General features: G+C 69.6%; 11 protein-coding genes. 9 read left to right on the forward strand and 2 right to left on the reverse strand.

The window, feature by feature from the left end; genetic code table 11:
* The 6 genes from D7X96_RS04130 to D7X96_RS04155 form a co-directional block, all read left to right on the forward strand.
* A partial coding sequence (locus D7X96_RS04130) for an aspartyl/asparaginyl beta-hydroxylase domain-containing protein (protein WP_147468222.1) occupies positions 1-714 on the forward strand: 714 nt, incomplete at its 5' end.
* Between the two features lie 18 nt (positions 715-732).
* On the forward strand, positions 733-1,629 hold the full coding sequence (locus tag D7X96_RS04135; RefSeq protein WP_120547522.1) for an ADP-ribosylglycohydrolase family protein: 897 nt from the start codon (positions 733-735) through the stop codon (positions 1,627-1,629).
* Positions 1,630-1,643: 14 nt separating this feature from the next.
* Entirely contained in the window at positions 1,644-2,696 is a 1,053-nt protein-coding gene (locus tag D7X96_RS04140; RefSeq protein WP_167510796.1) for a Gfo/Idh/MocA family protein, read from the forward strand.
* Positions 2,697-2,767: 71 nt separating this feature from the next.
* Entirely contained in the window at positions 2,768-3,172 is a 405-nt protein-coding gene (locus D7X96_RS04145) for a DoxX family protein (RefSeq protein ID WP_121723449.1), read from the forward strand.
* A gap of 87 nt (positions 3,173-3,259) precedes the next feature.
* Positions 3,260-4,201 (forward strand): DUF808 domain-containing protein, encoded by a 942-nt coding sequence (locus D7X96_RS04150; protein ID WP_120547517.1) that lies wholly within the window; start codon positions 3,260-3,262, stop codon positions 4,199-4,201.
* Between the two features lie 127 nt (positions 4,202-4,328).
* Positions 4,329-6,401 (forward strand): PQQ-dependent sugar dehydrogenase, encoded by a 2,073-nt coding sequence (locus D7X96_RS04155; protein ID WP_121769044.1) that lies wholly within the window; start codon positions 4,329-4,331, stop codon positions 6,399-6,401.
* A gap of 55 nt (positions 6,402-6,456) precedes the next feature.
* On the opposite strand, the gene D7X96_RS04160 is transcribed toward D7X96_RS04155, so the two are convergent.
* Positions 6,457-8,925, reverse strand: a complete 2,469-nt coding sequence (locus tag D7X96_RS04160) for a phosphoketolase family protein (protein ID WP_121769045.1) — start codon at positions 8,923-8,925, stop codon at positions 6,457-6,459.
* A gap of 169 nt (positions 8,926-9,094) precedes the next feature.
* Between D7X96_RS04160 and D7X96_RS40380 the strand changes: the two genes are divergently transcribed.
* On the forward strand, positions 9,095-10,606 hold the full coding sequence (locus D7X96_RS40380; RefSeq protein ID WP_208647264.1) for a Cof-type HAD-IIB family hydrolase: 1,512 nt from the start codon (positions 9,095-9,097) through the stop codon (positions 10,604-10,606).
* Here the strand turns inward: D7X96_RS40380 and ppk2 are convergent.
* Positions 10,587-11,393 (reverse strand): polyphosphate kinase 2, encoded by an 807-nt coding sequence (ppk2, locus tag D7X96_RS04170; protein WP_244219441.1) that lies wholly within the window; start codon positions 11,391-11,393, stop codon positions 10,587-10,589. The two genes, D7X96_RS40380 and ppk2, sit on opposite strands and share 20 nt — an antisense overlap.
* A gap of 205 nt (positions 11,394-11,598) precedes the next feature.
* Between ppk2 and D7X96_RS04175 the strand changes: the two genes are divergently transcribed.
* Together D7X96_RS04175 and D7X96_RS04180 are read left to right on the forward strand one after the other, a co-directional pair.
* The gene (locus D7X96_RS04175) at positions 11,599-13,170 is read left to right on the forward strand and encodes an efflux transporter outer membrane subunit (RefSeq protein WP_244219442.1); all 1,572 of its coding nucleotides are present in this window, start codon (positions 11,599-11,601) and stop codon (positions 13,168-13,170) included.
* A 10-nt stretch (positions 13,171-13,180) separates the two neighbouring features.
* Positions 13,181-14,191 (forward strand): HlyD family secretion protein, encoded by a 1,011-nt coding sequence (locus D7X96_RS04180; RefSeq protein ID WP_120547513.1) that lies wholly within the window; start codon positions 13,181-13,183, stop codon positions 14,189-14,191.
* The last annotated feature ends 22 nt before the right edge of the window (positions 14,192-14,213 follow it).

Here is a 14,213-nt window from a genome sequence, read left to right on the forward strand (position 1 = left end):
CCCACCATCTTCCCCCCGTTCCCCGGCCTGGACGAGCAGCCGTGGCGCGACCCGCCGCCCCCGGCCGCGAAGGCGCTGGAGGGCTGTCTGGACGCGGTGACGCGCGACCTGGAGCGGTTGGAGAACGCGGACCTGCTGCACTACGACTCTGGCATCGTCGGCACCGGCCGCTGGTCCGTGCACCCCATCTATTTCGGCGGTGAGCGCACCGACCGCCTCTTCTGGCCCCAGCTCGCCATGGAGGAGACGGCCGCGGCGGTGCGGTCGCTGGACGGCGAGTGCACCGACTTCCCGCTGGCGGACGTGCTCTTCTCCTCGCACGCGCCCGGCACCACGCTGACGCCGCACTGTTCGTGGGACGGCTTCCGGATGCGGCTGCACCTGGGGCTCAAGGTGCCGGAGGGCTGCGGCATCCGCGTGGGCACGGAGCGCCGGCACTGGCAGCCGGGCCGAGTGCTCACCTTCCACGACTCCTTCGAGCACGAGACCTGGAACCGGGGCACGGAGCGCCGCGTGGTGCTCATCGCGGACTGCTGGCACCCCGGCCTCACCCTGCCCGAGCGCGAGGCCCTGCTCGGCCTCACGCGCAAGTTCGAGGTCCGCGCGATGCTTGCGCAATTGCGCGTGCCGGAAGCCATGTCCGAACCGCTCCTCGTCCGCTTCGCGGAGCAGGAACGCACGGACGTCCAGGTGCGCCGCTTCTGGCGCATGTGAGCGCGAGGTGATGGAGCCATGACTTCAGAGCGGATGGCCCGCGCGCTCGTTTCGCTGGACGGCGTGTCCGTGGGAGACGCCTTCGGCGAGCGGTTCTTCGGCCCGCACGAGCTGGTGCAGCCGTGGGTGGAGGAGCGCATCCTGCCGAAAGCGCCCTGGGCCTACACCGACGACACGGAGATGACGCTGTCGCTGGTCCAGGTGCTGGAAGACCATGGCCACGTCGAACAGGACGCGCTCGCGGACCTCTTCGCGAAGCGCTACCGCAAGGACAAGAACCGCGGCTATGGCGGGACCGCGCACGACATCCTGTGGAAGCTGGGACTGGGGCTGCCCTGGCGTGAGGTGTCCGCGGAGGTCTTCGAGGGCCAGGGCTCCATGGGCAACGGAGCCGCCATGCGCGTGGCGCCCCTGGGCGCGTACTTCGCCGGAGACCTGAGCCGGGTGGTGGCGGAGGCGCGCGCGTCGGCGGAGGTGACGCACCTGCACCCGGAGGGACAGGCGGGGGCCATCGCCATCGCGGTCGCCGCCGCGTGGGCGTGCGACTGGCAGCGGACCCACGGCACCGCGCTGGAGCTCTTCGACACGGTGCTGGATTGCACGCCCGCCGGGACCACGCGGCAGGTGCTGGAGAAGGCCCGCGCGTGGCCGCTGGAGGCCAGCCCCTCCTCGGCGGCTCGCACCCTGGGCAGCGGGCAGAAGGTCATCTCCGAGGACACCGTGCCCTTCTCCATATGGTGCGCGGCAAGGCACCTGGATTCGTTCGAGGAGGCCCTCTGGTGCACCGTGGCCGGCTTCGGAGACCGGGACACCACCTGCGCCATGGTGGGGGGAATCGTCGCGCTGAGCGCGGGGCACGCCTCCATTCCCAGGCCGTGGCTCTCCGCCCGGGAGCCCCTGCGCCGGCGGGTGTGACTAGACTTGGTGCCGTGAGCGACTTCCCGAGCACCCTCCCCTCCGTCGAAGCCCTTCCCCTGCGCGGAGGGCCCACGCTGCGCTGGGGCGTGATTGCTCCCGGGCGCATCGCCGGAGGCTTCGTCTGGGCGCTGCACCGGCACACCGGCCAGCGCGTCCACGCCGTCGCCTCGCGCGACCCCGAGCGCGCCCATCGCTTCGCGTCCCAGTACGGCATCCCGCACGTCCACGCGTCCTACGAGCAGCTGGTGGCGGATCCAAACGTCGACATCGTCTACGTGGCCTCTCCCCACAGCCTGCACAAGCACCAGGCCCTGCTCGCCATCGCCGCGGGCAAGCACGTGCTCGTGGAGAAGCCGCTCGCGCTCGACGCCGCCGAGGCCCGGGACATCGAGCGGGCCGCTCGCGCCGCGGGCGTCTTCGCCATGGAGGCCCTGTGGTCGCGCTTCCTTCCGCAGTCGCTGGTCATCGAGCGGCTGCTCCATGACGGCGTGCTCGGAGACGTCCGGCTGGTGATGGCGGACTTCGGGGGCCGCTTCGACTTCGACCCGGAAGGCCGCGTCTTCAACCCCGCGCTCGGCGGCGGCGCGCTGCTCGACATCGGCATCTATCCCATCTGGCTCGCGCACTTCGTGCTCGGTCCGCGCGCGCACGTGCACGCCACGGGCTCCCTCACCCGGACGGGCGTGGACGGACAGGCGGCGCTCGTCCTCACCTACCCCACGGGCGCCCAGGCGCTCCTGCACACCACCCTCTTCGCGGAGACGCCCCAGGAGGCCGTCATCGCGGGGACGCACGCGCGCCTCCAATTGGAGTCACGCTTCTTCACCCCCACCCGCTTCACGCTGAAGGCCGCCCGGTCGGGCCAGCAACTGCACTGGAGCGACCCGTCCGGCATCCACGGCAGCGAGGGCCTCGCGTGGCAGGCCGCCGCGGTCGCGTGGCACATCGCCGAAGGACGCACCGAGTCCCCGCTGCATCCGCTCCAACACAGCATCGCGTTGCTGGAGACCATCGACGCGGCGCGCGCGCAGCTGGGCGTCGCCGGTTGTGCGGCGGGGGCATAGGCCCGCTGTTATGGTGCGCCGGCGCGTACCGGGACCTCCCCCATCCCCCGGGCGCATGCCCGGAGAACGCCATGGGTTTCCTGCGCCCCCACGCTGACCGCATCTACGCCCTGCTCCGCATCGCCGCGGGGCTGATGTTCATGCTGCACGGCATGCAGAAGGTCTTCGGCATGTTCGGCGGGATGCCCGCCGGAGCGCCGCCGTTCATCGTCTACGGCGCGGGAGGCATCGAGTTCCTGGGCGGGCTGCTCGTGGCGCTCGGGCTGTTCGCCGGCCCCGCGGCCTTCATCTCCAGCGGCACCATGGCCGTCGCCTTCTTCCTGGGGCACGTCATCCCCAACGGGGGCAACCTCAACCCCCTCAAGAACCAGGGCGAGCTCGCGGCGCTCTACTGCTTTGTCTTCTTCTATATCTCCGCGCACGGCTCCGGCATCTGGAGCGTGGACGCCGCGCGCAAGGGCGCACCGCGCGTGTGAGCGCCGGGCCGTGCCCTGGAGTCTCCGGTGTGCTAATTCGCGCTGGCAGCAGGGTGACGTCCCCACCCCCCAGCCCGGAAGACATCCATGGCAGGCAGCAGCCTGATTGCGCTCATCGACGACATCGCCACCATCCTGGATGACGTCTCCATCCTGACCAAGGTGGCGGCGAAGAAGACCGCGGGCGTGCTGGGCGACGACCTGGCGCTCAACGCCCAGCAGGTGACAGGCGTGAACGCGGACCGCGAGCTGCCCGTGGTGTGGGCGGTGGCGAAGGGCTCGCTGGTCAACAAGGCCATCCTGGTGCCGGCGGCGCTGGCCATCAGCGCGCTGGCGCCCTGGCTGGTGACGCCGCTCCTGATGGTGGGCGGCGCCTTCCTGTGCTTCGAGGGCTTCGAAAAGCTCGCGCACAAGTTCCTGCACAGCAAGGAAGAGGACGAGGCGCACCACGCGGAGCTGCGCCAGGCGCTGGAGAACCCGAACGTGGACCGGGTGGCCCTGGAGAAGGACAAGATCAAGGGCGCGGTGCGCACGGACTTCATCCTCTCCGCGGAAATCATCGCCATCACGCTGGGCACGGTGGCGGCGGCGGACTTCGCCACCCGCGTCACGGTGATGGTGGGCATCGCGCTCATCATGACCGTGGGCGTGTACGGGCTGGTGGCGGGCATCGTGAAGCTGGACGACGCGGGCCTGTACCTCAGCCGCAAGGGCAGCGGCTTCGCGCGCGGCCTGGGCGCGGGCATCCTCCGCGCGGCGCCGTGGCTGATGAAGTTCCTCTCCGTCGCGGGAACGGCGGCCATGTTCCTGGTGGGCGGCGGCATCCTGGTGCACGGCGTCTCCAGCCTGCACCACGCGGAGGAGTCCTTCACCGCGTGGGCCGGGCGCGTCCCGGGCGTGGGCAACATCCTGGGCGGCCTGGCCCCCATGCTGCTCAACGCCGCGGTGGGCCTGGGCGCGGGCCTGGTGCTGGTGGTGCTCTTCACCGCCGGCCAGAAGCTGTTCAAGGGCAAGGGCGCGAAGAAGTAGCGCGCGAACGGAATTGAACCCGGGTCCCTGTTGATAGACGCCCAACAGACGCGCATGCGCCCTGGAGAGTTCACTTGAGGGTTTCCAGGAATTTCCTGAAAAAGGAGGAATGCAAAGGAGCGTCTTGATGCACGTGCGTCACCTGGTGGCAGGAGCATTCCTGGTCGCCGCTGTGGGTTGTGAAGGAAGGCAGGAGGAAGGCCCCGAGCTCCAGACGCAGGCCGCCGCGGTCGTCTCCGGCAGCCGGCTCATTGGCGCGCAGTCCGGCCGCTGCCTCGACGTGGCGCAGAACAGCCAGACGCCGGGGCAGGAGCTGCACATCTACGACTGCAATGGTCAGGCGAACCAGCGGTTCCTCTTCACGCCCGAAGGCGAGCTGCGCGCGTTCGACGGCGCGCGGTGCATCCAGCCGGAGACCGCCAGCTCCGGGGCCCAGGCCGTCAGCATCCTCTGTGACGGGACGGCGAACCAGCGCTGGGTCCGCAACGCCAATGGCGCGGTGATCCACACCGCGACCTCGCTGTGCCTCGACGTGTCCGGCCAGGCCACGGCCAACAGCTCCAAGGTCATCGTCTGGACCTGCAATGCCCAGACGAACCAGCAGTGGACGCTGCCGCCCGACTCGCAGCCCCCCACCGTGCCCACGGGGCTCGCCCTGTCCAACGTGACGTGCAGCTCGGCCACGCTGTCGTGGTCGCCGTCCACGGACAACGAGGGCGTGGCCTTCTACGACGTCTACCATGACGGCCAGCTGATGAAGTCCGTGTCCGGCGCCATCGTGTCCACGCCGCTGACGGTGGTCCCCGGCGCGACCTGGGGCCTGTATGTGAATGCGCGGGACGCCCGGGGCAATGTGTCCCAGGGCAGCGCCACGCTCTCCATCACCCCGCCGCCGTGCCAGGTGGACACCCAGGCGCCCAGCATTCCCACGGGCGTCACCGCCACCGCGTCCGGCACCAGCGTGACCGTGAACTGGACCGCGTCCACCGACAACGTGGGCGTGAGCGCGTACGACGTGTTCCGGGGCGGCGTGAAGATTGGCACCGTGTCCGGCTCGCCGCCGGGGACGGCCTTCGTGGACAGCGGCCTGTCGCCGGCCACGGCCTACGCCTACGCCGTGCTCGCGCGCGACGCCCAGGGCAACGCCTCCGCCCAGAGCGCTTCCGTGACGGTCACCACCGGCACTGCCTGCGCGAACGCCGTGTGCTCCGTCATCCAGGTGGCCACCGACACGGACATCCCGTGGGGCCTGGTGAACCTGCCGGACGGCACGGTGCTCTACGGCCGCCGCGACGCGCAGAACATCATCCGGTTGGATCCGGCGACGGGGACGAAGACGTCCGTGGGGGCCGTCCCCAACGTGCAGAGCACGGACGGCGAGGGCGGGCTGATGGGGCTGGCGCTCTCCCCCACCTTCTCCACCGACCGCTGGCTGTACGTGATGCACACCTCCCCCACCGACAACCGCATCGTGCGGCTGCGGTATGAGAACGGCGCCCTCGACACCGCGTCGCTCCAGGTGCTGGTGCAGGGCATTGGCCGCAACAAGTTCCACAACGGCGGCCGCCTGCGCTTTGGCCCGGACGGCAAGCTCTACGCGTCCACCGGTGATGCCCAGAACGGCGCGTACGCGCAGGACATCAACAACCTGGCCGGCAAGGTGCTGCGCCTCAACGCGGACGGCACCGTCCCGTCCGACAACCCCTTCGGCAACTACGTGTGGAGCTACGGCCACCGCAACCCGCAGGGGCTGGCGTTCGACTCGCAGGGCCGGCTGTGGGAGCAGGAGTTCGGCAACTCCGTGATGGACGAGACCAACCTCATCCAGAAGGGCGGCAACTACGGCTGGCCCAACTGCGAGGGCACCGTGTCCCAGGGCGGCTCGGGCTGCGCCACGGCCGGCTACATCGCGCCGAAGCAGACCTACTCCACGGCGGAGGGCTCCTGCTCCGGCATCGCGGTGGTGCGCGACGTCCTCTACGTGGCCTGCGCCCGTGGCACGCGCCTGTACCGCGAGGTCATCAGCGGCACCAGCCTCACCAACGTGCAGCAGTTCTTCGTGGGCACCTACGGCCGGCTGCGCACCGTGGAGCCCACGGCTGACGGCAACTTGTGGATGACCACCACCAACCAGGGTGACAAGGACAGCATCCCCAACAACAGCAACGAGCGCATCTTCCGCGTCGTGCTGGGGCAGTAGCCGCCGCACGGCCCACGCATGGCGCCTGCTTGTGCCATGCGTGGGACGGCCTTGTTCAGTCCGGCCAGGTCCAGTCCGCGATTTCGGGGCGGTCCCGGCCGTGCTCGTGCGCGTAGGCCAGGTTGTCGAGGATGGCGTTCCTCATCTCCTCCTTCAGGTGCCCCGCCTTCGCGTGCAGCCCCGGCACCCGGTCGATGACGTCGATGACCAGGTGGAAGCGGGACGTGTCGTTGAGGATGGCCAGTTCGAAGGGCGTGTTGATGTTGCCCTTCTCCCGGTAGCCATGCACGTGCAGGTCCCTGTTGTCGATGTAGCGGTAGGCCAGCTTGTGGATGAGCGAGGCGTAGCCGTGGAAGCTGAAGATGATGGGCTTGCCCGGCGGGAACAGGCTCTCCAGCTCGCGCTGGGTGGACCCGTGCGGATGCTCCGCGGACGACTGGAGCTTGAACAGGTCCACGACGTTGATGAAGCGCAGCTTCAGCTGGGGTGCGCGCGCCCGCAGGATGGAGGCGGCGGCCAGGGCCTCCTGCGTCGCGACGTCGCCGCAGCAGGCCATGATGACGTCCGGCTCCGCGTCCTCGTCCGTGCTGGCCCGCTTCCAGATGCCGAGCCCCTTGGCACAGTGGGCGACGGCCTCGTCAATGCTGGTGAACTGCAGGTGCTTCTGCTTGTCCGCGACGATGACGTTGACGCAGTCGGTGCTGCGCAGGCACTGGTCCGCCACCACCAGCAGCGTGTTGGCGTCCGGCGGCAGGTAGATGCGCGTGACCGAGCCGGACTTGTTCGTCACCAGGTCGATGAAGCCCGGATCCTGATGTGAGAACCCGTTGTGGTCCTGACGCCACACCGTGGAGGACAGCAGGATGTTCTCCGAGGCGACGGGGGCCCGCCACTTCACGTGGTTCTTGCTGATGTCCAACCACTTCGCGTGCTGGTTGAACATGGAGTCCACGACGTGGGCGAAGGCCTCATAGGTGTGGAAGAGGCCGTGGCGCCCCGTGAGCAGATATCCCTCCAGCCAGCCCAAGAGCGTGTGCTCCGACAGCATCTCCATGACGCGGCCGTCCCGCGCCAGATGCCCCCCGTCCGCGTCCTCCGGCAGCAGCGCGGACATCCACGTCTTGCCGGTCACCTCGTAGAGGGCCTGGAGGCGGTTGGAGGCGGTCTCGTCCGGGCCGAAGACGCGGAAGGTCGTCGGATTGTCCCGCATGATGTCCCGCAGGAACTCGCCGAGCGGCCGCGTGTTCTCATGCAGCGTGGTGCCACGCGTGCCGACCTTGACCGCGTAGTCGCGGAAGTCCGGCAGCCTGAGCGCCTTGCGGAGCAGGCCGCCGTTGGCGTGGGGGTTCGCGCTCATCCGCCGGTTGCCCTTGGGCGCCAGTGACCGGAGCTCCGGCATCAGCCGTCCCTCCACGTCGAACAGCTCCTCGGGGCGGTAGCTGCGCATCCAGTCCTCGAGCGCCTTGAGGTGCGCCGGGTTGCCGCGCACGTCGCCGAAGGGGACCTGGTGGGAGCGCCAGGAGCCCTCCAGCCGGTGCCCGTCCAGCTCCTTCGGGCCGGTCCAGCCCTTGGGCGAGCGCAGGATGATCATGGGCCAGCGCGGGCGCGTGGGGGTGTCCGTCAGCCGGGCCTTCTTCTGCACGGCGCGGATGTCCTCCACGGCGCGCTCCAGCGTCTCCGCCATCTTCTGGTGCATCTGGGCCGGGTCGCTGCCCTCGACGAAGTACGGCTTGTAGCCGTAGCCGACGAACAGGGCCTCCAGCTCCTCCGGGCTGATGCGGGCGAGGATGGTGGGGTTGGCGATCTTGTACCCGTTGAGGTTCAGGATGGGCAGCACGGCGCCGTCCCGCACGGGGTTGATGAACTTGTTCGAGTGCCAGGCCGTCGCGAGCGGTCCGGTCTCCGCCTCGCCGTCCCCCACGACACAGGCGACGATGAGGTCGGGGTTGTCGAAGGCCATGCCGTAGGCGTGGGAGAGGCTGTAGCCCAGCTCACCGCCTTCATGGATGGAGCCCGGCGTCTCCGGGGTGACGTGGCTGCCAATGTGCCCGGGGAAGGAGAACTGCTTGAAGAACTTCCGCATCCCCTCCGCGTCCTGGCTCTTGTCCGGATAGACCTCCGAATAGGTGCCCTCCAGGTACACCGGCCCGAGCACGCCCGGGGCGCCGTGGCCCGGCCCGGCCACGAAGATGACGTCGAGGTTCTGCTCGACGATGAGCCGGTTCAGGTGCACCCAGGTGAACGAGAGCGCGGGGCTCGCGCCCCAGTGGCCGAGCAGCCGGTGCTTCACGTCCTTCGGCACCAGGGGTCTGCTCAGCAGCGGGTTGTCCTGGAGGTAGATCATCCCCACCGCCAGGTAGTTGCACGCGCGCCAGTACGCGTTCATCAACTCCACTTCCCTGGCGGTGAGCGGTCCGCCGCCGCGGGTGCGCTCCCGGCCTGGAGCGGAGGGCCCCGGGCCGTGCTCCCTGGCGGACACCGGCGGCCCATACTCAGACGCTTCCGTTCCTTCGGGGTGTGCCATGACATGCCTCCCGTGCCTGGAGAGCCAAACCTGAGGGTTGTCCCGGTGCGCCGACAACCAGCGATGGGGCGCTCGGCAACGGGGCTGCTTCCAGGCGGCGGGCGGCTTTCGTCGCGATGCCATCTTGAGCCCCGGGCCGCACTGTCATTGGCGGAGGGCGGAGGCAGCCATGACCATCAAGTTGCTCATCGCGGACGTCGACGGGACGCTGGTGACGAAGGACAAGGTCCTCACCTCGCGAACCCGCGAGGCCGTGGCGCGGCTGCGTGACAGCGGCATCCTGTTCACCCTCACGAGCGGGCGTCCGCCGCGTGGGATGGCCGGGCTGGTGGCCCCGCTGGGCCTCACCGCCCCCGTGGCCGCGTTCAACGGCGGCATCTACGTCAAGCCCGACCTGACGACGGTGCTGGCGCAGCGGCCCCTGCCTCCCGGCATCGCCAGCGACGCCGTCGACTTCATGCTCCAGGCGGGCCTGGATGTCTGGGTCTATCAGGGGGCGGGTTGGTTCCTGCGCGACCCCAATGCCTTCCGCGTGGCGCGCGAGCGGAGCACCATCGGGTTCGACCCGGCCGTCGTCGCGGACCTGCACGAGGTGCTCGACGCCGCCATCAAGATCGTCGGCGTGAGCGAGGACACGGAGAGGGTCGCGCGCTGCGAGGCGGAGCTCGCCGTGCGGCTGGGCGCGGACGCGTCCGCGGCGCGCTCGACGGCCTACTACCTGGACGTCACACACCCCGAGGCGAACAAGGGGATGGTCGTGCGTGAGGCCTCGCGCCTCCTTTCGCTTCCCCTGGAGGAGATCGCGGTCATCGGGGACATGGCCAACGACCTGCCCATGCTGAACACCGCCGGCCTGGGCATCGCCATGGGCAACGCCAGCGCCGAGGTTCAGCGCTCCGCGCGCCATGTCACCCGCACCAACGAGGAGGACGGGTTCGCCCACGCGGTGGACGCCTTCCTCCTGGGCCAGCCGCCTCTGGCACGCACGAAGCTGGGACTCCCGCCGCGCGCGCGCGCCTGCCTCTTCAGCGTGGACGGCGTCCTCACCCAGACCGCCAGCCTGCATGCCAGGGCCTGGAAGCAGCTGTGCGACTACTACCTGCGGCAGCGCGCGCGGTCCTCGGGGCAGCCCTTCATCCCCTTCGACCTGGTGCGCGACTACAGCCGCTGCTTCGATGGCAGGCCCTCCCTGGAAGGCATCCACGCGTTCCTCGACGCCCGCGGCATCGCGCTGCCGGAGAGCACGGTCCACGCCTTGAACGACCGCAAGGGAGAGGTCCTGCTGGAGCTGCTGCGGCAGGAGCGCGTGGAGACGTATGAGGGAGCGGTCCGCTACGTCCAGGCGGCGCGCGCGGAGGGACTCCGGACCGCGGCCGTCTCCGCCAGCAGGCACGGCGTGGAGATGCTCCGGTCGGCGGGCATCGCGGACCTCTTCGACGCGCGGATTGAAGCCACGCCGCCCCCGGAGCTCCACCTCGCGGCGGCGCGGGCGCTCGGCGTCACCTGCGACGAGGCGGTCCTCTTCGAGGACACCCCCGAGGGCGTCGCGGCTGGCCGGGCGGCCCACTTCGCGTATGTCATTGGCGTGGACCGGCCAGGCCAGCCCTCCGGACTGCGCCGCCACGGCGCGGACCTGGAGGTGACGGACCCCGCCGCCCTCCTCAGTACCTTTCCGGGATGAAGTGCTTGCCCTGAAGGGACGCCTCGTCGTCGTACGCGCCCTTCTTGGAGCGGGGAGGCAGCTTCACCTTGGGGCGCTTCACGCGCCGATGGGGAATCTTCTCCAGCAGGAAGCGGATGCAGTTGAGCCGCGCCTTCTTCTTGTTGTCGGAGCGCAGGATGTACCAGGGGGCGTACGGCGTGTCCGTCGCGGCCAGCATCTGATCCCTCGCCTGGGAGTAGTCGTACCAGCGCGTCCAGGACTTGAGGTCCATGGGGCTGAGCTTCCACTGCCGCAAGGGGTCGTCGATGCGCGCCGCGAACCGCCGCGCCTGCTCCGCCTTGCCGACCTCCAGCCAGATCTTCAGCAGGAGGATTCCGCTTTCGACCATGTACTTCTCGAAGACGGGACAGCCGATGAGGAAGCGCTCGTGCTCCTCGGGCGTGCAGAAGCCCATCACCGGCTCCACGCCGGCCCGGTTGTACCAGCTGCGATCGAAGATCACGATTTCCCCCGCCGCGGGAAAATGCGGCACGTACCGCTGCAGGTACATCTGGGATTTCTCCCGGCTGGAAGGCGCCGGGAGGGCCACCACGCGGAACACCCGGGGACTGACCCGCTCGGTGATGGCGCGAATCGTTCCGCCCTTCCCCGCCGCGTCCCGGCCTTCGAACACGACAATGACACGCATCTGCTCCTGCTTGACCCACTCCTGGAGCTGGCAGAGCTCGGATTGGAGCTTGCGCAGCTCCTTTTCATAGGCCTTGCGCTTCAGGGGCTCCGAGTGCGTGTCCTGTGCCATGGACATAGGGTTGCTACCGGATGCGGCAGGTGACAGCCCTTCTGCCCCCGGGTCCGTGTCTGGCTTGGGCCAGCGGACATCCGGCACTGCCCTCCAGGGCATTTGGACGCGTCTCACTTCCGCGCGGCGCCCCCCGTGTTGAATCTCCGCCCCCATCGAGGTGTCGCGGATGCGGGGGACGGACAACGCCATGCAGGGGATGAAGCCAGGATTGCCATCCTTCGTCGGCGCCGTGCCGCTGCTCGGCGCCCTGTCCGTGCTCTCCGGATGCGCGGTGGGCCCGAACTTCACGAAGCCCCAGGCGGAGATCGCCAGGGAATGGCACACCCAGGGGGATCCGCGCCTGTCGACGCAGGCCGAGGTGGACACCCGGTGGTGGAGGTCGTTCGGAGACCCCTCGCTCGACCGACTCGTCGAGCTCGCGGCCCGGCAGAACCTGCCGCTCCAGATTTCAGGGCTGCGCATCGTTGAAGCGCGCGCCCAGCTGGCCATCCTCACCGGCCGGCAGTATCCGCAGGCCCAGGCCCTGGTCGGCAGCGCCGCCGCGGTGGGGCGCAGTGAGAACTCCGCCGCGGCCAACCCCGTCGACTTCGACCTGGGCGCCATCGACCGGCACTTCCTGGAGTACCAACTGGGCTTCGACGCCATCTGGGAGGTGGACTTCTGGGGCAAGTACCGGCGGGGCGTGGAGTCGGGCACCGCGGGCCTGCTCGCGTCCGTGGCGGACTACCAGTCCTCGCTCGTGTCGCTCACCGCGGAGGTCGCGCGGACCTACGTCCTCATCCGCACCTTCGAGGTGCTCATCGAGCAGGCGCAGGAGAACGTGCGGCTCCAGGAGGAGGGATTCCGGATCGCCGAGGCGCGCTTCACCAACGGCGCCACCTCCGAGCTGGACATGACGCAGGCCGCGACCCTGCTGGAGAGCACCCGGGCCACCATCCCGCAGCTGGAGGCCGGGCTGGACCAGGCGCGCAACGCCATGAGCACGCTCTTGGGCCAGCCCACGGGCCAGGTGGAGGCGCTGCTGGCGGGCCCCAAGCGCATTCCGGTGGCGCCCGCGACGGTGGCCGTGGGCATGCCCGCGGAGATTTTGCGGCGGCGCCCGGACGTCCGCAGCGCGGAGCTGTACGCCGCCGCGCAGTGCGCCCGGATCGGCATCGCGGAGGCGGAGCTGTATCCCAGCTTCTCCCTCTTCGGGACGATTGGACTCCAGGCGAGCACCAGCGCCGGTGCGTCCGGCAACCTCTTCTCCCTGGGCAGCCTCTTCTATTCCGTGGGCCCGCGCATCGTCTTTCCCTTCCTCAACTACGGCCGCCTGAAGAACGGGGTGCGTGTGGAGGACGCGCGGTTCCAGCAGCTGCTCGTCAACTACCGCAACACGGTGCTCAAGGCGGGCCAGGAGGTGGAGGACGCCCTGACGGGCTTCATCCACGCCCAGCAGACCCTGGCCTTCCAGCAGGCCGCCGTGAAGGCCGCGCAGCGGTCGGTGGGGCTCGCGCTGGTGCAGTACCGCGAAGGCGCCGTGGACTACCAGCGCGTGCTGGACGCGCAGCGCTCGCTGCTGGAACAGCAGAACAACCAGGCCCAGACGAGCTCCTCCATCGCCACCCACCTGGTCGCCCTCTACAAGGCGCTGGGTGGCGGCTGGGAGGTCCGCCGCAATCAGCCTGTCGTCCCGGAGCCGATGCAAGCCGAGATGGAGCAGCGGACCCACTGGGGCGACATGCTGTCCAAGCCGCGGACACAAGAAACCAAGACGGTCTCGCAACCCGTCAAGCCATAGAGAGTCCGCCATGCCCTGGAAGCCGAAAGGGAAAACCAAGTGGATCATCGGGCTGGTCGCCCTCGCCGTCGTCGCGTTCATCGGCTTCCGGTACTGGAAGGGGAAGAAGTCCGCGCTGCCGGAGGGCATCGTCTCGGGGAACGGCCGCATCGAGGCGAAGCTCGCGGACGTCGCCGCCAAGGAGCCCCTGCGGGTGAGGGAGATCCTCGTCAACGAAGGCGACCTCGTCCGGCCAGGACAGGTGGTCGTGCGGCTGGACACCACCACGCTGGAGTCCAGCCTGGCGGAGGCCAACGCGAACGTCGCGGCCACGCAGGAGAAGCTGGCGGTGGCCCAGGCGGGCATCGTCCGGCAGAAGAGTGAGATCCAGCTCGCCACCATCGAGGTCGATCGCGCCCGGAGGCTGGTGGCGCGAGGCGCCGGCTCGCAGCGGGACCTGGACGTCCGGGAGAGCGAGCTGAAGACCACCCGGGCCAGCCTGGCGGAGGCCGAGGCCACGCTGAAGACCTCGCAGGAGGAGATTGAGGTCGCGCGGGCCAGCGCGGCGACCATCCAGACGCGCATCAACGACGCGACGCTCCGGTCTCCGGTGACGGGGCGGGTGCTCTACCGCCTCGCGGAGCCCGGCGAGGTGCTCGCCCCCGGCGGACCGGCGCTGACGATTCTGAACCTGGAGGACGTCTACATGGAGATCTTCCTCCCCGCGAACGAGGCCTCGCGCATCCGGATTGGCGCCGAGGCGCGCCTCACCGCCGACTTCGAGCCCGACCGCTCCGTGCCCGGCTACGTGTCCTTCGTGTCACCGGAAGCGCAGTTCACGCCCAAGCAGGTGGAGACGAAGAGCGAGCGGGAGAAGCTGGTGTTCCGCGTGAAGCTCCAGGTCCCCCGGGAGCTGGCCGGCCGCTACGTCGAGCGCATCAAGACGGGCATCCGCGGCGTTGGCTACGTCAAGGTGGACCCCAACGCGGCGTGGCCGTCCCGGCTCCAGAACGTCATCACGGCGGAAGCCGAACCCCACTAGCTGCAAAGACCCGGGAGGGCCT

This window comes from Corallococcus interemptor, from assembly GCF_003668875.1.
GTDB lineage: Bacteria > Myxococcota > Myxococcia > Myxococcales > Myxococcaceae > Corallococcus > Corallococcus interemptor.

Bases quoted from the DNA above. Each gene is read 5' to 3' on its own strand.
- D7X96_RS04135 (WP_120547522.1), top strand. From the start codon at position 733: ATGACTTCAGAGCGGATGGCCCGCGCGCTCGTTTCGCTGGACGGCGTG.
- D7X96_RS04145 (WP_121723449.1), top strand. From the start codon at position 2,768: ATGGGTTTCCTGCGCCCCCACGCTGACCGCATCTACGCCCTGCTCCGC.
- D7X96_RS04150 (WP_120547517.1), top strand. From the start codon at position 3,260: ATGGCAGGCAGCAGCCTGATTGCGCTCATCGACGACATCGCCACCATC.
- D7X96_RS04155 (WP_121769044.1), top strand. From the start codon at position 4,329: ATGCACGTGCGTCACCTGGTGGCAGGAGCATTCCTGGTCGCCGCTGTG.
- D7X96_RS04160 (WP_121769045.1), bottom strand. From the start codon at position 8,925: ATGGCACACCCCGAAGGAACGGAAGCGTCTGAGTATGGGCCGCCGGTG.
- D7X96_RS40380 (WP_208647264.1), top strand. From the start codon at position 9,095: ATGACCATCAAGTTGCTCATCGCGGACGTCGACGGGACGCTGGTGACG.
- ppk2 (WP_244219441.1), bottom strand. From the start codon at position 11,393: ATGTCCATGGCACAGGACACGCACTCGGAGCCCCTGAAGCGCAAGGCC.
- D7X96_RS04180 (WP_120547513.1), top strand. From the start codon at position 13,181: ATGCCCTGGAAGCCGAAAGGGAAAACCAAGTGGATCATCGGGCTGGTC.